We start from the raw sequence: 21,020 nt of genomic DNA, 5'->3' as shown, positions 1-21,020 counted from the left end.
GTCGCATAAACTCCTTGCCTTGCTGCGACACATGTCGCACAATGCCGTCATACGTCACAAGGAGCCCCTATGGCCATTCCATCCATTACCGAATTAACGCTGCTCAAGGCACTTTGGAAACAGCATCCGCTGAGCGCCCGTGAAATCCATGAGCGCGTGGAAGAAGAACTGGCCTGGTCCTACTCGTCCACGCGCAAAACCTTGGAACGGATGTTGGAGAAGGGCATGATCAGCCTGCATTCGGTCCATGGTATGAACGTATACGCGCCAGTACTCGAAAAGGTTGAAACGCTGGCCGCATTTGCCCACGATTTCAGCCATCGGGTAATGGAAATGAACGCTCCGCTGCCGGTGAACATGTTCACCGGCTCCAAACTGGTGAACCAGAACGAGCTGAAAGAGCTGGAGCAGTTGCTGAGCGAATGGCCGGAAGATAAGGAATAAAGCGATGTTCGCATTAGTTTTCCTGCAAGCGAGCGTCGCCAGCCTGCTGGCGGGCGCCTGCACCTGGCTCCTGTTGCGCGGCGTTGCCCGTGCCTGGCCCGGGCTTGAGGCACGCCGCACGCCCTGGCTGCTGGGTGTCGCCGCTGTTGCGGGCACCTTGGCGCTTGGGCTGCTGCCGGGCGCTGCGCGCCTGAGTATCGTCCCCGCCATCGAACTGCCTGCAGTCCTGGCTTCCGCCGCCCAGGCCGATGCCTCCCGCGTCGGCACCGCCAATGCTGCCAGCGACGCCGCGTCCGGTGACGATAGCGCATTCGACGACCATGGCGCCACGCCCATCAAGCCAGCGCCGGCGGTGCTCTGGCTCGGCTACGCCTGGCTAACGCTCTACTGCGCAGGCTTGGCTGTAGCAGCCGCGCGCTGGCTGCATGCCAGGCGCCGCCTCGCCTTGCTGATTTCCGCCGCCCAGCGGCTGGATCGTTTTGACCTCGCCGCCCATCCCGGCTTCGCCAGCCTGCAGCGCGAACTGCCGGAAGTGCGCGAAATCGAGGCGCCAATTGCCCCCATGCTGGTCGGCCTGTCCCGTCCAGTCCTGCTGCTGCCGCGCCACCTGCGCGATTTTGACCCCATCCAACAGCGCCTGGTGATCGAACACGAATTGACGCACCTGGCCCGCCGCGACCCGCTGTGGATGCATGCCAGCTTCCTGCTGCAAGCCATCCAATGGTTCAACCCCATGGTGGCCCGCCTGGTCCAGCGCATGGCGTGGGCCCAGGAACTGGGCTGCGACCGCACCGTACTGCAAGGCCGCCCCGTCAACCAGCGGCGCGCCTATGCCGCAGCGCTGGTCGTACAAATGCGCATGCAGGCCGCGCCCGGACATGCAACTGTCCTCGCCTTTGGCGGCCGCGTAGTGGACGCCGTCGCCGCCCGCATCGGCATGATCCGCGATGGCGTGCCCGCCATGCCGCGCGCTGTTGCTGGCGCCTTGGCCTGGGCGGCAATGCCAGCCCTGCTTGCTGCCAGCGTACTGCTGCAGCCAGCCCTGGCGTGGCGACTGGATGCCGTACAAGGCGGCAGCGGCATGATCGCTGCGTCCGGCGCACTGGCAGCCGCTGTGCCGGCCAGCCTGCCCCGCTGGCAAGCCCCGATGGAGCGCCTGCGCGTCAGCGCCTTCTTCGGCATCAAGCACGCGCCAACCGGACAACCGCATGGCGGCATGGACTTTGCCGCCCGCAGCGGCACGCCCATCGTCGCCCCGGCAGAAGGCATCATTGTCGCCTCAACCAACATGTACATGGGCGAGGGCAAGTGGGGTGAACTGGTCGCCATCGAACATGCCAACGGCCTGCGCTCCCTGTACGCCCACATGGACAAGCGCCTGGTGAAAGAAGGCGAACGCGTCACCGCCGGCCAACAGATCGGCACTTCCGGCGCCTCCGGCAAAGTTACCGGGCCGCACCTGCACATGGAAGTCAGCCGCGATGGCAAGAACATCGACCCGCAGACCCTGATCGGCAACCTGGAAGCCAGCGCCACCCGGACCGCGCTGCAGCGCCTGAAGACCAGCCGCGCCCCTTAATCACCCCCACCGCCGCTGGCCAGATGCCGCGCACTGCCCGGCAGTGGCGGCGCTCGCCCTGAGGAAACGCAATGAAGAAGACCGCATTCATGCTGGCCGCCGCGCTGGCAGCCCAAGTCGCGCCTGCGCAGCCGGTTGTCGAAATCAAATCGGCGCGCCTCGACCAGCGCAAGGAAGATACCGCCAGCACCCTTGTGCTGACCCGCGATGACCTGGCCGCGAATGGCGACCGCACTGTAGCCGATGCCCTGCGCCGCCTGCCCGGCATCACCGTCAGCGACAGTGCAGGGATCCGCATGCGCGGCCTGGGCAACGGCTACACGCAAATCCTGTTGAACGGACAGCCCGCTCCCAACGGCTTCTCGCTGGACAGCTTGCCGCCGGAAGTGATCGAACGCGTCGAAGTGCTGCGCAGCGCTTCCGCCATCCTGGGCACGCAAGGTATCGCCGGAACCATCAACATCGTGCTGCGCAAATCCGTCAGCCGCAGCACGCGGGAAATTCAGCTCGGTTTGGATAGCCTGCACGGCGCCTGGTCGCCGCGCCTCGCCGCGCAATCCACCGGCAAAGCCGAAGGATGGTCGCACAACGCCAGCGCCGTACTGTCCCGCAGCATTACGCCCGCCGACCGCACCATCACTGACAGCGCGCCGGGCATGCTGCGCAATATCCGCTCGCATGAGGACAACGTCGGCGACTCGCTCAACCTCAGCCCGCGCCTGAATTGGAGCACCGCCAATGGCGACAGCTTCGCGCTGCAAACCATCGCCACCGCAAACCGCCGCGACATCAAATACCGTTCGCAGGAAGAAGTGCGGCTCGGCACCTCAGGCGACTTTGCGCAAGTACGCAGCAGCTTTCACTTGCGCGGCTATTTCCTGCGCAGCGAGCTGACCTGGCAACGCAAGCTGGCCAGCGGCGCACAGTGGGAGCTCAAGATCGGCGGCAACACGGCCCCGCGCGATACCGCGTTCGATTTCGCCGGCTTGCCGCTGGCAGGCCCCGGCCCGACCATACGCCATGTCGATGGCGACATCCGTGAGCACGGCTTTAACTACGGCGGCAAATATTCGCACCCGCTGGGCGGCGGGCACGCCCTGGTGGCCGGCTGGGACGGCTCCGCCCTCCAGCGCATGCAGACACGCATTGAGCACGAGTACAACCATGCCGGTGCGCTCAACTTCCTGCGCGACGACCGCTACGACGGCCGCATCGAGCGCCTGGCAGCCTTTGCGCAGGACGCATGGAAGCGCGACGATGATTCCTGGTCCGCCGGCCTGCGCTGGGAAACCATGCACACCGAAGCCCATGACCGCAACACCGCATCGGTGCGCCGGCGCAGCACCGTCATCAGCCCCGTGCTCGAATGGATGCGCAAGCTGCCCGGCGACAGCCAGTTGCGCGTTGGCGCCAGCCGTAGTTACAAGGCGCCCAATATGCTCGACCTGATCCCGCGCCGCTTCACGTCCGACAACAACAACAGCCCAACCAATCCCGACACCCAGGGTAATCCCTCCCTGCGCCCCGAACTGGCATGGGGCCTCGATGCCGGCATCGACTACTACTTTGCCAAGGACAGCCTGTTCAGCGCCAGCATCTACGCACGCGACATCGACAACGTGATCTTGTCGACCCTGTACCGCGACGGCGAGCGCTGGATCACCATGCCGGCCAACCTTGGCGGCGCGCGCGTGCACGGCCTGACGTTGGAATTGCGGATGCCGCTGACGGCCTCGCTATCGATGCGCGCCAACGCTACCTTCAACCACTCCCGTCTCGACAGCGTGCCGGGGCCTGGCAACCGGCTGGCCGCGCAGGCGCCACTGAGTGGGACTGCAGCACTCAGCTATAAGCGCGCAGCCTTGGCACTGGATGCCGAGTTCTCGTATGAAGCTGGGGGAGCCAGCCGCGATTCGGCCACATTGATTTCGAGCGCGCCCTACCAGCGCAAGCTGGACCTGCGTGCCACCTGGAAGCTGTCGCCTCGCCGGGAATTCCTCGTTGCCGTGTCCGACCTTCTACACCCGGACCGCGCCAGCACCGATCGGTACGAGGGCGCGGCCTGGCGCCAGACCGCCATCAGCACGCGCGGCGGCACCACCTTACGCCTTAACTACAAGCAGAACTTCAACTAACGAAAGAAACATTGTCTGTTCCTTACGAATTTGCCATGCAGCACATTGTTATGCGAAACTCGCCCGCTATGCCGAAAATCACCAACATCCTCCTGATGGCCATGCTGGCCGCCGCCAACTTCATGCAAACCGCAGCCGCGATGCCTGAACCATTGGACATTCCGCCGCCACAGGAAGAGAAAGAGCCGAAAGAATCGCTCCTGCAGCAATGGCGCCTGCCGCTGGAAGGGGGCCGCGTCAGCAGCTTCTTTGGCGCCGCACGCGGACGCCGCGCGCATGGCGGCATCGACTTCTCGGTGCCGCACAACACGCCGGTCATGGCGACCAACGAAGGCACCGTCGTTGCATCCGGCATGGGCTACCTGGGTGATCGCAAATACGGCAATGTGGTGGTGATTGAACATGAAGGCGGACTGCGTTCGCTGTACGCCCACCTGAACAAGCGCAATGTGAGTATCGGCGACACGGTAGCTGCCGGCGAATTGATCGGCCTGTCCGGCGCCACCGGCCGCGCTACCGGTCCTCACCTGCACCTGGAAGCCTACCAGGACGGCACCCGCATCGACCCGAACCGCTTCATGCTGGCCAACCTGGAAGATAACGCCCTGCCGTCGGCCATGAACGCCAAGCGCACCGGCGTAGAAGAAGTCCCGCCAGCGCCGCACAAGGCCGGCAAAGGACGCAAAGCCGCTCGCGCCGACAGCGACAAGACTTCGAAAAAGAAAACGCAGGTCGCCCAGAAGACCAGCAAGTCGCGCAAGCAGGCGTAAGGCAGCCAGGCGATAACCTCCAAAGTACCCGCTTCCAACCGGCGAAGCGCTTCCGGTCCAATTATCAAAGGCAGAGATAGATGCGGTTGGCCAGGTCGAGCATGAAGGCCGGCTGCAGATAGGCCATGAATGCCAGCGCCAGCACGGCGGCGCCCAACGCCCACAGGCCGATACGGAGCAGCCGCTGTTTCATGTCAGGCAGCCTTCAGTTTCGGTTCGCCGCGCACCAGCGGGCGTTCGTCGATCGGCAGGTTGGCCAGGCCGGCGAAAATGCCGAGTCCGAGGGTGATGCCCCACACTACGTCGTAGCTGCCTAGCTTGTCGAACAGGTAGCCGCCCAGCCAAACGCCGATGAAGCTACCTACCTGGTGCGACAGGAACACCACGCCGGCCAGCATCGACATATGCTTCAAGCCGAACACGCCGGCGATGATGCCATTGGTGAGCGGCACCGTGGCCAGCCACAGGAAGCCAATGGCCGCGGCAAACAGGTAGACCGACCACTGCGACAAAGGCGCCAGCAGGAACAGGCCGATCACCACCGAGCGCGCAAAGTAGATCGAGGAAAGCAGGTAGCGCTTCGGCATGCGGCCGCCCAACTGGCCGGCAGTGAAAGAGCCGAAGATGTTGAACAGGCCGATCAGCGCCAGCGCCATCACCGCCACGCCCGGCGTGGCAATGCCCTTGTCTTTCAGGTAGGCCGGCAGGTGGGCGCCGACGAAGACCAGCTGGAAGCCGCACACGAAATACCCTGCCACCAGCAGCATGAAAGACCGGTTGCCCACCGCTTCGCGCATTGCCTCGCCCACGCTCTGGTTGGCGCCGCCCGTCGCGACGGCATGTTTAGGCTCGCGCAGGAAAATCGTCATCGGAATCATCAGCAGGAATACCACGCCTGCCAGGACATGGAAGGCGTGCTGCCAACCGATGGAGGAAATCAGTTGCTGCTCGATTGGCATCATCAGGAACTGGCCGAAGGAGCTGGCCGCACCCGAGACGCCGAAGGCCCAGGAACGCTTTTCAACCGGCGCCGCGCGGCCGATGATGCCGCTCACCGCACCGAAAGCGGTACACGCCAGGCCGAGGCCGATGAACACGCCGGAGCCGAGAATGAACAGGGTCGGCTGGGTCACCGTGGCCATCCACACCAGGCCGGCCATATAGGAGAAGGCGCCGGCGATCACCACGCGCTGGGTGCCCCAGCGGTCCGCCACCATGCCGGCGAAGGGCCCGAAGGCGCCCCACAGCAGGTTTTGCAGCGCCAGCGCCAGCGAATAGGTTTCACGCGTCCAGCCATTGGCCTGCGAAACCGGCTGCATCCAGAAGCCGAAGCCGTGGCGCACACCCATCGACAGCGTCAGTACGACGCCGGTGGTGAGCAGGATCGTCTTGAGATCAAGTTGGCGGTCGTTGCTGGTCATGGCGGCATCCTGGCTGGCTAAGAGGGCCAGTGTAAAGGATGCCGCCAAATCCTGCTGGCGGCCGCCGAAATGCCTTTAGCGCTTCCAGTAGCTCATGCGGCCGCTCATGACCAGGGTGCCGGCGCCGGTCGCCATGTCTTCGGTGCCCTGCAGCTGGCCGCCGCCGGTGGCGAACATGTACTGGCCGGTGCCGCCGGTGATCTGGAAGGTGGCGCCGCTGAAGACGTAATTGGTGCCCTGCCCGGTCGGCACGAACTGGCCGCTGTAATTGGCATATAGCTGCTCTCCGGACACGGTCATCACGATGAAGCGGCCACGGTTGAAATTGAAGATGGCGCCGTCCGGGGTGATGCAGTCGTTGGCGACAAAGGCCACGCGCCCCAGCAGGGTGCTGCTGCCATGGCCGGTGATGGTGCCGCCGAACCTGGAGGGACAGCGCGCCGACGGCCCTGGTACTTCCTGGATCACGCCGGTTACTTGAATGTCAGTAGTGACCCATTGTGCCGAAGCGGCGCCGGATGCCAATGCCAGCGCCATTCCGCCCGCCAGCTTCAGGATTGCTTGATGCATACCACCCTCCAACCAAAGTTAAAAATACGATAATAACTTTATGATAATTGAAAGGGCTAATGGTTTTTTGTAAAGAGTTGTCGTGTGTGGCGCGCGCGTCAATCCACGCTGTAGCGCACCCCAAGCTGCGCGCGCAGCTCATCGAGCACGCCCATCAGCGCCACCGTCTCGTCGAGCGGCATTTCCGGGCTTTCCAGCAATCCTTCGCGCAGGCAGCGCCCAACTTCCATCGCTTCGTGTGCATAACCGTTGCCGATACGCGGGAAATGGAATTCGCGCTCGCTACCGTCGTTCATGACAATGGTGAAATGTTCGGCATGATGGAAACGCCCGTGCAAGCGCAGGAAACCGTTGTCTCCGCAAACGCTCAGCGTGGCCGGAGTGCGGGAATTCAGGCTGCAGCTACAGGCAGACAGGGATCCATCTTCGTGGTTCAGCACAAAATTGGCTTGCACGTCGACGCCGGCCGGGGTCAGCTCGCCGAAGCCGCGCGCGCCTTTGACGGGACCGAGAAAGAAGGCGGCCATCGACAGCGGGTAGATCCCCAGGTCGAGCAGCGCACCGCCACCCAGTGCGGGATTGAACAAGCGATGTTCGGGACCGGCATCGGCTGCGAAACCGAGATCCGCCTGCAGGTTACGCACCTTGCCGATCTCGCCCATGTCGATCATGCGCCTGGCTTCAAGGATGGCGGGCTGGAAGCGGGTCCACATGGCTTCCATCACGAACAGCTTGCGCTCGCGCGCCAGGTCCACGACTTCCTGCGCTTCGCGGCGGTTCAGGGTAAAGGCCTTCTCGACCAGCAGCGCCTTGCCGCCCTTCAGGCACATGATGGCGTTCTCGTGGTGCATCGCGTGCGGCGTGGCGATGTAGATTACGTCCACCCCTTGGTCATCGGCCAGCGCCTGGTAGTCGCCATGGGCGCGTTTTGCGCCATACTCCCTGGCAAACTCGGTAGCGCTATCTAAGCTGCGCGAAGCAACCGCCGCCAGTTCGACATCAGGCACCTCGCGCAGTGCTGTGGCGAAGGCCTTGGCGATCTTGCCGGTGCCGAGGATGCCCCAGCGAATAATCCTGTCCATTCAAAGCTCCTTTTCAAGCGGCCTTCCGCTTCGGGCGGAATACCGTGTCGTCTGCATAAAAAGCGTCGTCCTGCTGCGGCCACCAGCCGGGAATGCCCAGCACCGGCAACGGTGTAAAGCCGCCTTTGGCCAGGCCTTCGCTGGCCAGGCGCGCTGCCTCGTCGCGATCCAGCCACGCGCGGCGGCCAGCTTCGTCCCGGGACCAGTAATCGCCGCCGGCCAGCACAACGCGGGTGTGGGCGGTGATCGCCTTGTAAGGCGCCACCAGCTTTTCCATCAGCGCGTGGCCGAATAGCCAGACTTCCGCATCGCGGCCGAACACGTCGGCACGCTCCACGAAGGCTTCGCGCCAACGGTGGTTGCGCAGGGCGTCCACCAGCGCCGCACCTCCGGCGTCGTCGCGCACGACCAGCAGCGCCGAGTTTTCGTCATAGATAGTAGCAGCATCGCGCGCGGGACCGCGCGATTTGCCCACGCCGACCTGTGCGATCTGCGCGGCCTGCAGGGCGTTGAGCTGGCGTTTGATGTGCGGGAAAGTCAGCCACACCAAGCCGTTGAAAAAGTCGTGCAGGTTGTCGCGGGTGGGTACCTGGCCGGTGGCGCCGATGAATTCTTCGTAGGCGATACCTTCGGGAAGCGAAGCTTGCGGCACGAAGCGCAGCGGCTGGCCTGCGTGGTTGGCCAGCGCCAGCGCGGCCGCCTGTTCGCAGAACGGCCGGACCACGCTGGGCAGGGAGAGGTCGATGCGGGAGGCTGCGTCCCGCACCGAGCCGTACCAGGCGCGGGTCCAGTCGATCTCTTGAAACACTTAGGCCATTTTCCAGTTGATCGTTTCGCCGGCATTCAGCGGGATCAGTTTGGAGTCGCCGAATGGCAGGTCGGCCGGCAGCGTCCACTGCTCGCGCTTCAGGGTAATGGTGCCCTTGTTTGGCGCCAGGCCGTAGAAGGCCGGGCCGTTCAGGGAGGCGAAGGCTTCCAGCTTGTCCAGCGCGCCGGCGCGGGCGAACGCTTCGGTGTACAGCTCCATCGCGTGCAGCGCGGTGTAGCAGCCGGCGCAGCCGCAGGCCGCTTCCTTGGCGCCCTGTGCGTGCGGCGCGGAATCGGTGCCGAGGAAGAAGCGCTCGTCGCCGCTGGTTGCCGCGGTCACCAGCGCCAGGCGGTGTTCCTCGCGTTTCAGCACCGGCAGGCAGTAGTAGTGAGGACGAATGCCGCCCTTGAAGATCTCGTTGCGGTTGTACAGCAGGTGGTGGGCTGTGATGGTGGCAGCTATCGGACCTTCCGCTTCCGCCACGTATTGCGCGGCATCCTTGGTGGTGATGTGCTCGAACACGATGTTCAGCGCGGGCAGGTCCTTGCGCAGCGGGCGCATCACGCGCTCGATGAACACCGCTTCGCGGTCGAACAGATCGATGTCCTGGTCGGTCACTTCGCCGTGCACCAGGAAAGGCATGCCGACTTCCTGCATGGTTTCCAGCACCTTGTAGCACTTGGCCAGGTCGGTCACGCCGGCATCGGAATTGGTGGTGGCGCCGGCCGGGTACAGCTTGACCGCGTGCACAAAGCCGCTGTCGGCGGCGCGGATGATTTCGTCCGGCGAGGTGTTGTCGGTCAGGTAGAGCGTCATCAGCGGCTCGAAGTCCATGCCTTGCGGCAGGGCAGCCAGGATGCGGTCACGGTAGGCGGAGGCCTGCGCCACGGTGGTGACAGGAGGTTTCAAATTTGGCATCACGATCGCACGGCCAAACTGGCGCGCGGTGTCCGGCAGGACGCTCGCCATGGTGGCGCCATCGCGCAGGTGCAGGTGCCAATCGTCTGGGCGGGTGATGGTGATGCTGTGCGGGATCTCGAAGTCACTCATGGCTGCTGGCTTTCAATATGCGAATCCCGTCATTTTACCTGTTGAATCGCGCCTGCCGCGAGAATGTGCGATATTGGCAGTTCCCCTGCAATCCTTTGAGGAGGCAAGCGATGGCTAGCAAAAATACAGTCTGCCTTTGGTACGACGGCGACGCATTGGATGCCGCGACGTTTTACGCAAAAACCTTCCCCGACAGCTCAGTAGGCGCAATTACCCGGGCACCGGGTGATTACCCCGACGGCAAGCAAGGCGATCCCCTGGTGGTCGAATTCACTGTTGCCGGCATTCCCTGCATTGGCCTGAATGGCGGCCCCCACTTCAAGCACAGCGAAGCCTTCTCCTTCCAGGTCCTGACTGAGGACCAGGCGGAAACCGACCGCCTGTGGAACGCCATCACCAGCAATGGCGGCCAGGAGAGCGAATGCGGCTGGTGCAAGGACCGTTGGGGCCTGTCCTGGCAGATTACGCCGCGCGTCCTGATGGAGGCGATGGCCGATCCGGACCGGGCGGCGGCCAAGCGGGCTTTCGATGCGATGATGGACATGAAGAAGATCGACGTCGCCAAGATCGAGAAAGCCTGGCGCGGTCCTGCTTAGGCGTCAGGCGGTGCCGGATGCTCCTCGGCGTAACGGCGCGCGGCTTCCAGCACCGCATCCAGCTGGCGGCGGTGCGGCGCCATAGCGCCCCAGTTTGCCAAGGCAACGCGGGCCGTTGACCACTGACGCTTGCAGCGCCTGCACGGCGCCAACCGAAAGTTTAGTCGTCCTGACTTTCGAGGGATCAGTAAATGATCGCGATGCGCCGCTGCATACGGCGCACCAGCCAGGACAAGAGCGTGCACAGGATGAAATACACCAGCGCCACAAAGACGTACATCTCAACCAGCCGCCCATCGCGCTGGGCGATCTTGCTGGCGGCGCCCACGAAGTCGGGAACGGACAGCACGTACACCAGCGACACATCCTGGAACAGCACAATCGTCTGCGTCAGCAGCACCGGCAGCATATTGCGGAATGCCTGCGGCAGCACGATCCGCGACATGGTCTGCCAGTAGTTCATGCCCAGCGCCTGCGCTGCGTGGACCTGTCCTTTCGGGATCGCCTGTATGCCGCCGCGCATGATCTCGCAGTAGTAGGCAGCCTGGAACAAGGTGAACGTGACCAGCGCAGACACGAACGTGCCGACCTTGACCGGCTCGGAAGCGCCGATCATCCACGCGGCGATATAGGGCACCAGGAAGTAGAACCAGAAGATCACCAGCACCAGCGGCACCGCGCGCACCAGGTTCACGTAGCCCGCGGCGGCCAGCCGCAAAAAGCGCAGCGACGACAGGCGCGCCATTGCCAGCAAAGTACCCAGCGCCACACCTCCCAGCATGGCCAGCACCGTCAGCTTGAGCGTAAAGACCATGCCAACCTGGAACAGGTAGACCCAGGAACTGGCGATCACGCTGAAGTCAAAGTTCGCAAACATCACGCAGCCCTCCGTACTTCAGCGCCCAAAGTACCAGGCAGCGCGAGGCGCCGCTCGAGCAGCGTCATGCCGGCGACAACGATGATGTTGGCGACCACGTAGATCGCGGTGGCGGCCGCAAACGCCTCAAAGAACTGGAAGGAGAACTCCTGCATCGAGCGTGCGCTGGCGGTCAGTTCCATCAAGCCGATCGTCAGCGCGACAGAGCTGTTCTTGATGATGTTGAGGAATTCGCTGGCCAGGGGCGGCAGCACGATGCGTAGTCCAAGCGGCAGCAATACGTATTCGTAGGCCTGCACGCGCGATAGTCCCAGTGCCAGCGCCGCCAGCCGCTGGCCGCCGGCGAGGGCGTTGATGCCTGCCGCCACCTGCACCGCAACGCGCGCGGAGGTGAAGAAACCCAGGCACAGGACCGCCGTAACGAAAGGCGCATTGGGCAGCGCCTTGAGCCAGTCGCCCGCAACGCGCGGCAGCAGCTCGGGCAGTACGAAAAACCACAGGAACATCTGCACCAGCAGTGGGATGTTGCGGAACACTTCGACCCAGCAGACGGCAAAGCGGCGCAACCAGCGATTGGGCGCTGTGCGCAGCGTGCCGACCACCACGCCCAGCACCAGCGCGATCACCCAGCCCGCGAGCGAGGTCGCCAGCGTCCATGCCAGGCCCGACCATAGCGTGTCCCAATAACTGTGCACACCGTCCGGGGACAGTTCCCAGAAGATGTGCCAGTTCCAGTTGTAGTGCATGCTATCTGTATGCAGCGGGATCCGGCGAATCGGTCGGCTTGGCCAGCACTGCCTTCAGTGTGGCCGGCATGGGGAAGTTCAGGTTCACGCCGCGCGGCGGGATCGGGCTCAAGAACCATTTTTTGTAGATGCGCTGGATTTCGTCGGACTGGTAAACCTTGCGCAAGGCCTCGTCGACCGACTTCTTGAACGGCATATCGTTCTTGCGCATCATGATGCCGTAAGGTTCAACCGACATTGCTTCCTTGCTGACAGCGAAATCTACCGGCGCCTTCGAGGTGGCCACCTGCGCCGCGAGCAGGATATCGTCATTGGCTTCCGCTTCGGCCCGTCCGGTCTCCAGCATCAGGAAGGATTCCGGATGGTCTTTGCCGATCAGGATCTTCATACCGAGCTTGCGCTCATTATTCATGATCGTCATCTGCTTCAGCGTCGTGGTGCCTGCAGTGGCCACCAGCACCCTGCCCTTCATGTCTTCCAGCGTCTGGATATTGGCAGACTTCTTGGCCAGCAACCGGCTGGAGATCACGAACATGGTCGGCGCGAACGCCACCTGCTGCTGGCGCTCCGCATTATTGGTGGTCGAGCCGCATTCGAGGTCGATGGTGCCGTTGGCCATCAGCGGGATGCGGTTGGCGGACGTGACCGGGTTGTAGGCCACCTTCAGCCCCGGCAGCGCGAGCTGCGTTTTCAGGTGCTCGACGACTTTCAGGCACAGGTCTACCGAGTAGCCCTGGTACTGCTGTTTGTCATCAAGATAAGAGAATGGAATGGAACCGTCGCGTACGCCCAGCACCACCTGGCCGGTGCGTTTGATCTTGGCCAGCGTGCCGGTGGGTTCCTGAGCGCTGGCCGCAGCAGCCAGGCAAAGAAGGGGAAGCAGGCGCAGAAAGGTCATGGTGTCCTCCGCTGGCGGGGACGATGACCCGCCCTGTTAGTGGATGATACGCGCTAAAAAGTCCCGTGCGCGCTCGGAACGGGGCGCGCCGAAGAATTCGTCCTTGCTGCAGTCTTCCAGGATGCGGCCTTTGTCCATGAAGACCACGCGGTTGGCCACCTTGCGGGCAAAACCCATTTCGTGGGTCACCACCATCATGGTCATGCCATCCTGCGCCAGGCCAACCATCACATCCAGCACTTCATTGATCATTTCCGGGTCCAGGGCGGACGTCGGCTCGTCGAACAGCATGGCAATCGGGTCCATTGCCAGGGCGCGGGCGATGGCTACGCGCTGCTGCTGTCCGCCCGAGAGCTGGTTCGGGAATTTGTCCTGGTGCGCCAGCAGGCCGACCCGGTCGAGGTACTTCAGGCCCTTGCCGTTGGCTTCGTCCTGCGAACGGCCCAGCACCTTGACCTGGCCCAGGGTCAGGTTTTCACGCACCGACAGGTGGGGAAACAGCTCGAAATTCTGGAAAACCATGCCAATTCGGGCGCGCAAGGCCGGCAAATCCGTACCTTTAGCGCCGACGGATGTTCCATCGACAATAATTTCGCCCTTCTGGAATGGTTCCAGCCCGTTAACTGTCTTGATCAGCGTCGATTTGCCCGAGCCGGACGGGCCGCAGATCACCATGACGTCGCCTTTGGCCACCTCGGTGCTGCACTCCGTAAGCACCTGAAAGTTGCCAAACCATTTACTTAAGTCTTTAATTGCGATCATCTTTTTCGGGTTTCAGCAGTTTTATTCTTGCTTGACAGTGGCCTAGAACCGCAAGGATACTTCGGGACTTGCTTAATAGCTCATCAAAGCGCTATTCATTCTAACGGCAAATCCGCCCTACTTCAGGAATCTTGCTTATGGCCAACAAAAACCGCCTGACCACCTACATCCTCGTCGGCCTGGCGTTGGGTATCCTCACCGGCTACGCCATCAATGTTTCGCAAACGGCGCCACAAGCAGCCAGTTTCGCGGACTACATGACCCTCATTACCACCCTGTTCCTGCGCCTGATCAAAATGATCATCGCGCCGCTGGTGTTCTCGACCCTGATGGTCGGCATTGCCAAAATGGGCGACACGCGGGAAGTTGGCCGCGTCGGTATCAAAACACTTGGCTGGTTCTTCATCGCATCGGTACTGTCGCTGACGCTGGGCCTGATCATGGTGAACATCTTCCGTCCGGGCGATGCGCTGCTGGGCCACATCCCGACTGACGGTGCCGCCGCTGCTGCTACGCTGCAGACATCCAGCCTGTCGCTGAAAGAATTCATCACCCACCTGGTGCCTTCCTCGATCATCGACGGCATGGCCAAGAACGAGATCCTGCAGATCGTGGTGTTCTCGCTGTTCTTCGGTACCGCGGCTGCTGCCGTGGGCAAGAAGGCGGAACCGCTGATCGAGGCAGTCGACGGCGTGGCACACATCATGCTGAAGGTAACCGGCTATGTGATGCAATTCGCCCCGTTCGCCGTCTTCGCGGCGGTTGCCGGCACCATCGCCAAGAGCGGCGTGGGCGTGCTGCAAACTTACGGCGTGTTCATGGCGGAGTTCTATCTGTCCATCGGCGTGCTGTGGGCGATCCTGATCTTCGCCGGCTTCCTGTTCCTGGGCAAGCGCGTGCTGAAGCTGCTGTCGGAAGTCAAAGAGCCAACCCTGCTGGCCTTCTCCACCGCGTCCTCCGAGGCCGCGTTCCCGAAAACGCTGGAAGGCCTGGAGCGCTTTGGCGTGCGTAACCGCATTGCGGCCTTCGTGCTGCCGATCGGCTACTCGTTCAACCTGGATGGCTCGATGATGTACTGCACCTTCGCGACGGTGTTCATCGCGCAGGCTTACGGCATCAATATGGACCTGGGCACCCAGATCACGATGATGACCGTGCTGATGCTGACCTCCAAGGGCATGGCCGGCGTACCGCGCGCATCGCTGGTGGTGATCGCCGCGACGCTGACGCAGTTCAAGATTCCTGAAGCTGGCCTGGTCCTGCTGCTGGGCATCGACCACTTCCTGGACATGGCGCGTTCCGCCACCAACGTGATCGGCAACTCGATTGCCACCGCCGTCGTAGCGAAGTGGGAAGGCGAGTTGACCAGCACCGACGACCGCGAACTGTCGGACCGCCCGCTGCCTTAAACAGCCAGCCTCCAACATAAAAGTCGGGGTCAGGTCCGGCAATCGGACATTTCGCAGAGCGAAATGTCCGATTGCCGGACCTGACCCCGACTTTCTTTATGCACTGTTCTTCAGCAGTTGATGGTAGAAGCGGATCATGTCCGCGTAGCCTTTCACCGACATGCGTTCGTTGGTGCCGTGGAAGCGCGGCAGGTCTTCCGGGTGGGCGCGCACGGGGCCGAATTTCAGTACGCTGTCGCTCATGCCGTCGAAGTAGCGCGAGTCGGTGGCGCCGATCATCAGGCCGGGCGCGACCACGACGTCGGGGAATACCTGGCGGATGGTACGGTTCACCGCCGTAAAGGCCGCGCTGTCCAGGCGTGCCACGCGCGAGGCTTCAGTGTTGAAGTCGCCGTCGGGGCTGATGCGGATCTTGTCGTTGCCGATCACCTGGTGCATATGCTGCTCGACGCCGGCCAGCTTGTCGCCCGGCAGCAGGCGGAAGTTGACGGTGGCACTGGCGGTCCCCGGCAACACGTTATCCTTTACGCCGGCGTTGACGATGGTCAGCGCGGTGGTAGTGCGCACCAGCGCATTCACACTTGGCGTCTTGGTCAGCATCCGCTCCAGCATCGGCTTGAACAGCCAGAAGTTCGACAGCGCCACGCGGTTCATGCCGGTCATTTCCGGCGCCATCATCTCGAAGCTTTGCTGCGGCAGGCCAGCCATGCGCACCGGCATCGGATTGGCTTCCAGCGCAACGAGGGCTTTGCTCATCATGCCGATGGCAGTGTCCTGCGGCGGCATCGAGGAATGGCCTGGCGCAGTCTCCAGTTCCAGCTTGTAGCTGGCGTAGCCCTTCTCCGCTACGCCAACCATGGCGGCACCGGGCTGCAGCCCCGGCACCATGCCGTGCACGATCATCAGGCCTTCATCCAGCACGTAATCGAGTTTGACGCCGCGCGACTTGAGCAGCTCGGCGATCTTTGCGGCGCCGCGCTTGCCGCCGACTTCTTCATCAGCGCCGTAAGCCAGGTAGACGGTGCGGCGCGGCTTGAAGCCGGCGGCCAGCAGCATTTCAACGGCTTCCATCTGGGCGTAGAGATTGCCCTTGTCGTCCCACGAGCCTCGGCCCCAGATGAAGCCATCGCGCACCATGCCGCCGAACGGCAGCTGCTCCCAGTTCTTTTCCGTACCGGGGGCGATAGGAACTACATCCTGGTGCGCCATCCACATCACTGGTGCGGCGCCGGCGTCGCTGCCCTGCCAGGTGTAGAGCAGGGCCTTGCCGTTGACGTTCTCGCGTTTCAGCGTGGCGTGCAGGCGGGGGAAGCTGGCTTGCAGGTGGGCGTGCAGCTTGTCGAATTCGGCGCCGTTGGCGTCGGCATCCTTATAGTCGGAGATGGTCACGAAGCGAAGTGATTCCCCCAGGCGCTGCGCCGCTGCGGCTTCGTCGATCGCCAGGGCCGGCGCTTTGTCCACCGTCAGCTGTTTGCTGCCGCTGCGCGCTGTATTGACGCCGACGGCCACTGCCAGCACACCGATTGCCGCAAGGGAAATTGCCAGAACCTTCTTCACCGCCATCCCCGTCCTCCTGTCAGTTGACCAATTCGCCGGTGGCCGGCGAAGTCTGTTCCTGCTCGCCGCGCGCTTGCTGGCGCTGCCACATCTGGGCGTACAGGCCTTCGCGCGCCAGCAGGGCTGCGTGGGTGCCGCGCTCCACAATCCTGCCGTGGTCGAGCACCAGGATCTGCTGGGCGTCGGCGATGGTCGACAGGCGGTGCGCGATCACCATCGTGGTGCGGTTCTTCGCAATCTCCTTCAACTGGGCCTGGATCGCCTGTTCGGCCTTGGAGTCCAGCGCGGAAGTGGCTTCGTCGAAGATCAGGATGGCGGGATCCTTCAACAGCGTGCGGGCAATTGCCACGCGCTGCTTTTCGCCGCCGGACAACTTGAGGCCGCGCTCGCCGACCATGGTCTCGTAGCCATCGGGCAGGCTGGCGATGAAGTCGTGGATCGAGGCCGCGCGTGCGGCGGCGATGATCTCGTCCTTGCTGGCGCCGGGGCGGCCGTAGGCGATGTTGTATTCGATAGTGTCGTTGAACAGTACCGTATCCTGCGGCACGATGCCGATCGCATGGCGCAGGGAGTGTTGAGTGATATCGCGCAGGTCCTGGCCATCGATCGTGATGCTGCCGCTATTCACCTCATAGAAGCGGTACAGCAGGCGCGATAGCGTCGACTTGCCCGAACCGCTGTGGCCTACCACGGCCGTGGTGGTGCCGGCCGGGATGGTGAAGTCGACGTCGAACAGGATCTGGCGCTTGGGGTCGTAGTTGAAGTCAACGTGGTTGAAGCGTACTTCCGCGCCTTGCGGCTGCAGCGGTTTGGCGTGCGTCGCGTCATCGACTTCGCGATTCTCGCTCAGCAGCGAGAACAGGCGCTCCATATCGGCCAGGCTTTGCTTGATCTCGCGGTAGATCACACCGAGGAAGTTGAGCGGGATATAGAGCTGGATCATGAAGGCGTTCACCAGCACCAGGTCGCCCAGCGTCATGGTGCCGTCGATGACACCTTGCGTCGCGCGCCACAAGATCAGCGTCACTGCAATCGCGATGATGGCCGACTGGCCGGTATTCAGCAGCGACAGCGAGGTTTGCGATTTGACCGCCGCCTTCTCGTAGCGCTGCAGGCCCTCGTCGTAGCGATTGGCTTCGTAGTCCTCGTTGCCGAAGTACTTCACGGTTTCGTAGTTCAGCAGCGAGTCGATAGCCTTGGTGTTGGCCTTCGAATCGAGGTCGTTCATGGTGCGCCGGAAGTGCGTGCGCCAGTTCGTCACCACGATGGTGAAGGTGATATAGATCGTCAGCGCCGAGAAGGTGATGACCGAGAACCAGATGTCGTAATGCGTGACCAGGTAGCCCAGCACCAGCGTGATCTCGACCAGGGTCGGCAGGATGTTGAACAGCGTATAGGAAATCAGTGAGCTGACGCCGCGCGTGCCGCGCTCGATATCGCGCGTCATGCCGCCGGTCTGGCGATTCAGGTGGAAGCGCAGCGACAGCGAATGCAGGTGGCGGAATACTTTGAGCGCAATGGTGCGCACGGCGCGTTGCGTCACGCGCGCAAACAGGAATTCGCGCAACTCTGTGAACATGGTGGTCGACAGGCGCAGCAGGCCATATGCCACCAGCGTTGCGAGGGGCAGCACCAGCAGCGCGCGCGGATCGCCCGGCTTCACCGTCATGGCGTCGACCAGCTGCTTCAGCACGACAGGCACGCCAACGTTGGCGGCCTTGGCGCCGACCAGCGCCAGCAAGGCTGCCAGCACGCGCCATTTGTAGACCCAAAGATAGGGCAGCAATGTTTTCAGAGTAGCAATGTCGCCGCGCTGCTGGCCGGGAGGTGGGGGCGGAGTATTCGAATATCGTCGCATACGTGCGTGGACTGGCTGGTTTAAAATCCCATCAATTGTAGTCCTTCATGAGAATTTGCGATGACCTCCCAAGAACAAACCTCCCGCGGCCTCCCCCCTGGAAAAATGCCTGAACTGCGCGTGATGCCCTCGCCGTCCGACGCCAATGTGTATGGCGACGTTTTCGGCGGCTGGATCATGGCCCAGGTCGACATTGCGGGCTCCCTGCCCGCCACCCGCCGCGCCAACGGCCGCGTCGCCACCATCGCCGTGAACTCTTTCCTGTTCAAGCACCCGGTCTTCGTCGGCGACCTGCTGACCTTTTACGCCGACATCGTCAAGGTCGGCAACACGTCGATCACCGTCAACGTGGAAGTCTACGCGGAACGCAACCGCCTGCAGGCCAATATCGTCAAGGTCACCGAAGCGACGCTGACCTATGTCGCAACCGGCCCTGACCGCAAGCCGCGCCCGGTACCGCCGATAGAAACGCTGCTGTAATCCCATGCAGCAAGGGCGCCGGCTCCTGCTCCAGGCCGCGGCACGCGTGGCCGCCCTGTCGGCCATGGCGCCCTTTCTCCCCGCGCAAGCGCGCAGCGCCGCCAACGGCAGCTATCCCTTCACGCTGGGCGTTGCGTCCGGCGCCCCGCTCCCCGATTCGGTCATCCTCTGGACCCGGCTCCTGCCTGATCCGCTGAACGCGGCTTCCATGCCGCCCCTCGCGCAGCAAGTGCGCTGGGAGGTTGCGCACGACGAAGCCTTCACCCGTCTCGCAGCAAAAGGCACGGCAGTTGCGGCGCCGAATCTCGCGCACAGCGTCAACGTCGACGTGCGCGGCCTGCAGCCGGACCGCTGGTACTGGTACCGCTTCATGCTGGGCGATGCGGTCAGCCCCGTTGGCCGCACGCGCACCGCACCGGCGCCCGGCAGCATGCCGGCTGCATTGAGGCTGGCCGTCGCCTCCTGCCAGCATTGGGAGTTCGGCCATTACGCCGCCCACCGCCACATTGCCCAGGCCGCGCCCGACCTGGTGGCCTTCCTCGGCGACTACATCTACGAATGGGGCCCATACAGCCTGCTGCATCCCGCCTCGGCGCTGCGCCGCAACGAGAGTTTCAACCTGGAGCAGTACCGCGCACGTTATGCACAGTACAAGAGCGACCCCGACCTGCAGGCAGCACACCATGCGGCGCCTTGGCTGCTGACCTGGGACGATCACGAGGTGGCCAACGACTACAGCCCGACGCGCGATGAATTGCTGTCGCCTGCCTTCATGCAACGACGCGCTGCAGCCTACCAGGCCTACTTCGAACACCAGCCGCTGCGCTCCCAGCGCATGTACCAGCGCTACGACTGGGGCCAACTGGCGCGCTTCCACGTTCTCGACACACGCCAACACCGTTCAACGCACGCTTGCCAGCCGGCGGGACGCGGCGGTTCCAGTTCGGTGTATCGCCGCTCCTGCCCTGCGCTGGCAGACCGCCGCCGCACCATGCTGGGCAGCGAACAGGAACAGTGGCTGGCGCACGGACTCAAGGAATCGAAGGCGCGCTGGAACATCCTGGCGCAACAGACGCTGATGGCGCAGATGTCGCAGCTGCCCCTGGCCAGCGACAAGGATGGCCGTTTCTGGACCGATGGCTGGGACGGTTATGCCGCGGCGCGCGCCCGCCTGCTGGATGCCGTGCGCAGTGCGCGCAATCCGCTGGTGCTGTCCGGAGACGTGCACACGTTCTTCGCCGCCGATTTGCGGCGCGATCCCACGCGCCCAGCTGGCACCGGCAACCCGGTGGTGGCGACGGAATTCTGCGGCACCTCCGTCACGTCCGGTTCGCGCCCGCAGGCGCGCACGCAGCAATATGTCGACATGAACCATGACCTGCATTTCGGGCGCAGCGACAAACGCGGTTTCATGCTGCTGGACTTGCGCCCCGAGCGGGCCGCCGTCGCTTTCCAGGGACTCGATGATGTGCGCGATGGGGACAGCGGCTTGTCCACGCTGGCCGCCTTCTCGGTAGCCGACGGCAAGCCCGGCTCGCGCCGGGACAGTTAAGCGCGGAAAGGCGCGCTTTCTTCCTTGCGCCGCGCAGCCAGCCCGGCGTGCGGCACCAGGCGTCCCGCGACGGGCGCGCTGATATTGCGCAGCATGGCATCGGCCGCGCCATCGAGGTCGCCGCAATCGATACGGCGCAGCACCAGCATTGCACCGCCGGCGCCAAGATTATGTGTATAGCTGACCAGCGCATCGAACTGCGCCTGCGTGAGGGGATGGTGGCTGACCTGGCGCTGTACTGCGCGTTCTGCGCTGCGCACCGACAGGTCGAAAGCGGCTTCGACCTGGTCCGGCGTCATGTCGGGACGGGAAACTTCGTAGTAGCCGCGCAGGCCTGCGCGCTGTCGTAGTGCGCGGCGGCCTTCGGTACTGAGGGTGAGTGCAAAGTTGTAAAGAAGGCCCATATGGTCTCCGGAGGCGGCTCAG

General features: G+C 63.4%; 21 protein-coding genes. 8 read left to right on the top strand and 13 right to left on the bottom strand.

Annotated elements, in window-relative coordinates; all coding sequences use genetic code 11:
- The first annotated feature begins 69 nt into the window (after positions 1–69).
- From ASE26_RS27050 to ASE26_RS27035, 4 genes are all read left to right on the top strand, one after another.
- Positions 70–444: a BlaI/MecI/CopY family transcriptional regulator gene (locus tag ASE26_RS27050; protein ID WP_055934388.1), complete on the top strand. Its 375-nt coding sequence runs from the start codon at positions 70–72 to the stop codon at positions 442–444.
- 4 nt (positions 445–448) lie between these two features.
- Complete coding sequence (locus tag ASE26_RS27045) at positions 449–2,023, top strand: M23/M56 family metallopeptidase (RefSeq protein WP_055934391.1); 1,575 nt, start codon at positions 449–451, stop codon at positions 2,021–2,023.
- Between the two features lie 71 nt (positions 2,024–2,094).
- Entirely contained in the window at positions 2,095–4,158 is a 2,064-nt protein-coding gene (locus tag ASE26_RS27040; RefSeq protein ID WP_055934392.1) for a TonB-dependent siderophore receptor, read from the top strand.
- 68 nt (positions 4,159–4,226) lie between these two features.
- A complete protein-coding gene (locus tag ASE26_RS27035; RefSeq protein ID WP_055934395.1) occupies positions 4,227–4,928 on the top strand; it encodes a M23 family metallopeptidase in 702 nt (233 codons plus the stop codon).
- Between the two features lie 64 nt (positions 4,929–4,992).
- Here the strand turns inward: ASE26_RS27035 and ASE26_RS31905 are convergent, their stop codons facing one another.
- The 6 genes from ASE26_RS31905 to pyrC all read right to left on the bottom strand — a co-directional run bounded on the left by ASE26_RS31905 (position 4,993) and on the right by pyrC (position 9,859).
- Positions 4,993–5,121 carry a hypothetical protein gene (locus ASE26_RS31905; protein ID WP_255357023.1) on the bottom strand — a complete coding sequence of 43 codons (129 nt, stop codon included), beginning with the start codon at positions 5,119–5,121 and terminating at the stop codon, positions 4,993–4,995.
- Position 5,122: 1 nt separating this feature from the next.
- Entirely contained in the window at positions 5,123–6,349 is a 1,227-nt protein-coding gene (locus ASE26_RS27030; RefSeq protein WP_055934510.1) for an MFS transporter, read from the bottom strand.
- Between the two features lie 75 nt (positions 6,350–6,424).
- A complete protein-coding gene (locus tag ASE26_RS27025) occupies positions 6,425–6,919 on the bottom strand; it encodes a hypothetical protein (protein ID WP_057247294.1) in 495 nt (164 codons plus the stop codon).
- Positions 6,920–7,017: 98 nt separating this feature from the next.
- Positions 7,018–8,001: a Gfo/Idh/MocA family protein gene (locus tag ASE26_RS27020; RefSeq protein ID WP_057247293.1), complete on the bottom strand. Its 984-nt coding sequence runs from the start codon at positions 7,999–8,001 to the stop codon at positions 7,018–7,020.
- A 13-nt stretch (positions 8,002–8,014) separates the two neighbouring features.
- Entirely contained in the window at positions 8,015–8,809 is a 795-nt protein-coding gene (locus tag ASE26_RS27015) for a DUF3025 domain-containing protein (protein ID WP_057247292.1), read from the bottom strand.
- The gene (gene pyrC, locus ASE26_RS27010; RefSeq protein WP_055934404.1) at positions 8,810–9,859 is read right to left on the bottom strand and encodes a dihydroorotase; all 1,050 of its coding nucleotides are present in this window, start codon (positions 9,857–9,859) and stop codon (positions 8,810–8,812) included.
- Between the two features lie 110 nt (positions 9,860–9,969).
- On the opposite strand from pyrC, the gene ASE26_RS27005 reads away from it, so the two are divergent.
- Positions 9,970–10,455, top strand: coding sequence for a VOC family protein (locus ASE26_RS27005; RefSeq protein ID WP_055934406.1), 486 nt, complete (start codon positions 9,970–9,972; stop codon positions 10,453–10,455).
- A gap of 184 nt (positions 10,456–10,639) precedes the next feature.
- On the opposite strand, the gene ASE26_RS27000 is transcribed toward ASE26_RS27005, so the two are convergent.
- The 4 genes from ASE26_RS27000 to ASE26_RS26985 are packed head-to-tail and all read right to left on the bottom strand — an operon-like array spanning position 10,640 to position 13,738.
- A complete protein-coding gene (locus tag ASE26_RS27000; RefSeq protein ID WP_055934408.1) occupies positions 10,640–11,332 on the bottom strand; it encodes an amino acid ABC transporter permease in 693 nt (230 codons plus the stop codon).
- Positions 11,332–12,078: an amino acid ABC transporter permease gene (locus tag ASE26_RS26995; protein ID WP_055934410.1), complete on the bottom strand. Its 747-nt coding sequence runs from the start codon at positions 12,076–12,078 to the stop codon at positions 11,332–11,334. Before ASE26_RS26995 ends, ASE26_RS27000 begins: the two co-directional genes overlap by 1 nt.
- A 1-nt stretch (position 12,079) precedes the next feature.
- Positions 12,080–12,976 carry an amino acid ABC transporter substrate-binding protein gene (locus tag ASE26_RS26990; RefSeq protein WP_055934413.1) on the bottom strand — a complete coding sequence of 299 codons (897 nt, stop codon included), beginning with the start codon at positions 12,974–12,976 and terminating at the stop codon, positions 12,080–12,082.
- Positions 12,977–13,012: 36 nt separating this feature from the next.
- Positions 13,013–13,738, bottom strand: a complete 726-nt coding sequence (locus ASE26_RS26985; protein ID WP_055934415.1) for an amino acid ABC transporter ATP-binding protein — start codon at positions 13,736–13,738, stop codon at positions 13,013–13,015.
- 137 nt (positions 13,739–13,875) lie between these two features.
- On the opposite strand from ASE26_RS26985, the gene ASE26_RS26980 reads away from it, so the two are divergent.
- Positions 13,876–15,147, top strand: a complete 1,272-nt coding sequence (locus tag ASE26_RS26980) for a dicarboxylate/amino acid:cation symporter (RefSeq protein WP_055934417.1) — start codon at positions 13,876–13,878, stop codon at positions 15,145–15,147.
- Positions 15,148–15,243: 96 nt separating this feature from the next.
- Here the strand turns inward: ASE26_RS26980 and ASE26_RS26975 are convergent, their stop codons facing one another.
- Entirely contained in the window at positions 15,244–16,710 is a 1,467-nt protein-coding gene (locus tag ASE26_RS26975) for a M20 family peptidase (RefSeq protein ID WP_057247291.1), read from the bottom strand.
- A 13-nt stretch (positions 16,711–16,723) separates the two neighbouring features.
- Positions 16,724–18,562: an ABC transporter ATP-binding protein/permease gene (locus ASE26_RS26970; RefSeq protein WP_057247290.1), complete on the bottom strand. Its 1,839-nt coding sequence runs from the start codon at positions 18,560–18,562 to the stop codon at positions 16,724–16,726.
- Positions 18,563–18,622: 60 nt separating this feature from the next.
- Here ASE26_RS26970 and ASE26_RS26965 point away from each other — a divergent pair, with 60 nt between their 5' ends.
- Positions 18,623–19,042, top strand: coding sequence for an acyl-CoA thioesterase (locus tag ASE26_RS26965; protein WP_055934421.1), 420 nt, complete (start codon positions 18,623–18,625; stop codon positions 19,040–19,042).
- Positions 19,043–19,046: 4 nt separating this feature from the next.
- Positions 19,047–20,594 carry an alkaline phosphatase gene (locus ASE26_RS26960; RefSeq protein WP_057247289.1) on the top strand — a complete coding sequence of 516 codons (1,548 nt, stop codon included), beginning with the start codon at positions 19,047–19,049 and terminating at the stop codon, positions 20,592–20,594.
- Here the strand turns inward: ASE26_RS26960 and ASE26_RS26955 are convergent.
- Positions 20,591–20,998 (bottom strand): lysozyme, encoded by a 408-nt coding sequence (locus ASE26_RS26955; RefSeq protein WP_057247288.1) that lies wholly within the window; start codon positions 20,996–20,998, stop codon positions 20,591–20,593. The two genes, ASE26_RS26960 and ASE26_RS26955, sit on opposite strands and share 4 nt — an antisense overlap.
- Positions 20,999–21,020: the final 22 nt, after the last annotated feature.

Origin of the sequence: Duganella sp. Root198D2, assembly GCF_001428585.1 — a bacterium.
Taxonomy (GTDB): domain Bacteria; phylum Pseudomonadota; class Gammaproteobacteria; order Burkholderiales; family Burkholderiaceae_D; genus Rugamonas.
Note: the sequence above shows the minus strand (reverse complement) of the source record. Positions and strands in the feature narration are given on the sequence as shown.

Bases quoted from the DNA above. Each gene is read 5' to 3' on its own strand.
- ASE26_RS27045 (WP_055934391.1), top strand. From the start codon at position 449: ATGTTCGCATTAGTTTTCCTGCAAGCGAGCGTCGCCAGCCTGCTGGCG.
- ASE26_RS26995 (WP_055934410.1), bottom strand. From the start codon at position 12,078: ATGCACTACAACTGGAACTGGCACATCTTCTGGGAACTGTCCCCGGAC.
- ASE26_RS27040 (WP_055934392.1), top strand. From the start codon at position 2,095: ATGAAGAAGACCGCATTCATGCTGGCCGCCGCGCTGGCAGCCCAAGTC.
- ASE26_RS26955 (WP_057247288.1), bottom strand. From the start codon at position 20,998: ATGGGCCTTCTTTACAACTTTGCACTCACCCTCAGTACCGAAGGCCGC.
- ASE26_RS27025 (WP_057247294.1), bottom strand. From the start codon at position 6,919: ATGCATCAAGCAATCCTGAAGCTGGCGGGCGGAATGGCGCTGGCATTG.
- ASE26_RS26980 (WP_055934417.1), top strand. From the start codon at position 13,876: ATGGCCAACAAAAACCGCCTGACCACCTACATCCTCGTCGGCCTGGCG.
- ASE26_RS27005 (WP_055934406.1), top strand. From the start codon at position 9,970: ATGGCTAGCAAAAATACAGTCTGCCTTTGGTACGACGGCGACGCATTG.
- ASE26_RS26965 (WP_055934421.1), top strand. From the start codon at position 18,623: ATGACCTCCCAAGAACAAACCTCCCGCGGCCTCCCCCCTGGAAAAATG.
- pyrC (WP_055934404.1), bottom strand. From the start codon at position 9,859: ATGAGTGACTTCGAGATCCCGCACAGCATCACCATCACCCGCCCAGAC.
- ASE26_RS27020 (WP_057247293.1), bottom strand. From the start codon at position 8,001: ATGGACAGGATTATTCGCTGGGGCATCCTCGGCACCGGCAAGATCGCC.
- ASE26_RS27030 (WP_055934510.1), bottom strand. From the start codon at position 6,349: ATGACCAGCAACGACCGCCAACTTGATCTCAAGACGATCCTGCTCACC.
- ASE26_RS27000 (WP_055934408.1), bottom strand. From the start codon at position 11,332: ATGTTTGCGAACTTTGACTTCAGCGTGATCGCCAGTTCCTGGGTCTAC.
- ASE26_RS26985 (WP_055934415.1), bottom strand. From the start codon at position 13,738: ATGATCGCAATTAAAGACTTAAGTAAATGGTTTGGCAACTTTCAGGTG.
- ASE26_RS27035 (WP_055934395.1), top strand. From the start codon at position 4,227: ATGCCGAAAATCACCAACATCCTCCTGATGGCCATGCTGGCCGCCGCC.
- ASE26_RS31905 (WP_255357023.1), bottom strand. From the start codon at position 5,121: ATGAAACAGCGGCTGCTCCGTATCGGCCTGTGGGCGTTGGGCGCCGCC.
- ASE26_RS26990 (WP_055934413.1), bottom strand. From the start codon at position 12,976: ATGACCTTTCTGCGCCTGCTTCCCCTTCTTTGCCTGGCTGCTGCGGCC.
- ASE26_RS27050 (WP_055934388.1), top strand. From the start codon at position 70: ATGGCCATTCCATCCATTACCGAATTAACGCTGCTCAAGGCACTTTGG.
- ASE26_RS26975 (WP_057247291.1), bottom strand. From the start codon at position 16,710: ATGGCGGTGAAGAAGGTTCTGGCAATTTCCCTTGCGGCAATCGGTGTG.
- ASE26_RS26960 (WP_057247289.1), top strand. From the start codon at position 19,047: ATGCAGCAAGGGCGCCGGCTCCTGCTCCAGGCCGCGGCACGCGTGGCC.
- ASE26_RS26970 (WP_057247290.1), bottom strand. From the start codon at position 18,562: ATGCGACGATATTCGAATACTCCGCCCCCACCTCCCGGCCAGCAGCGC.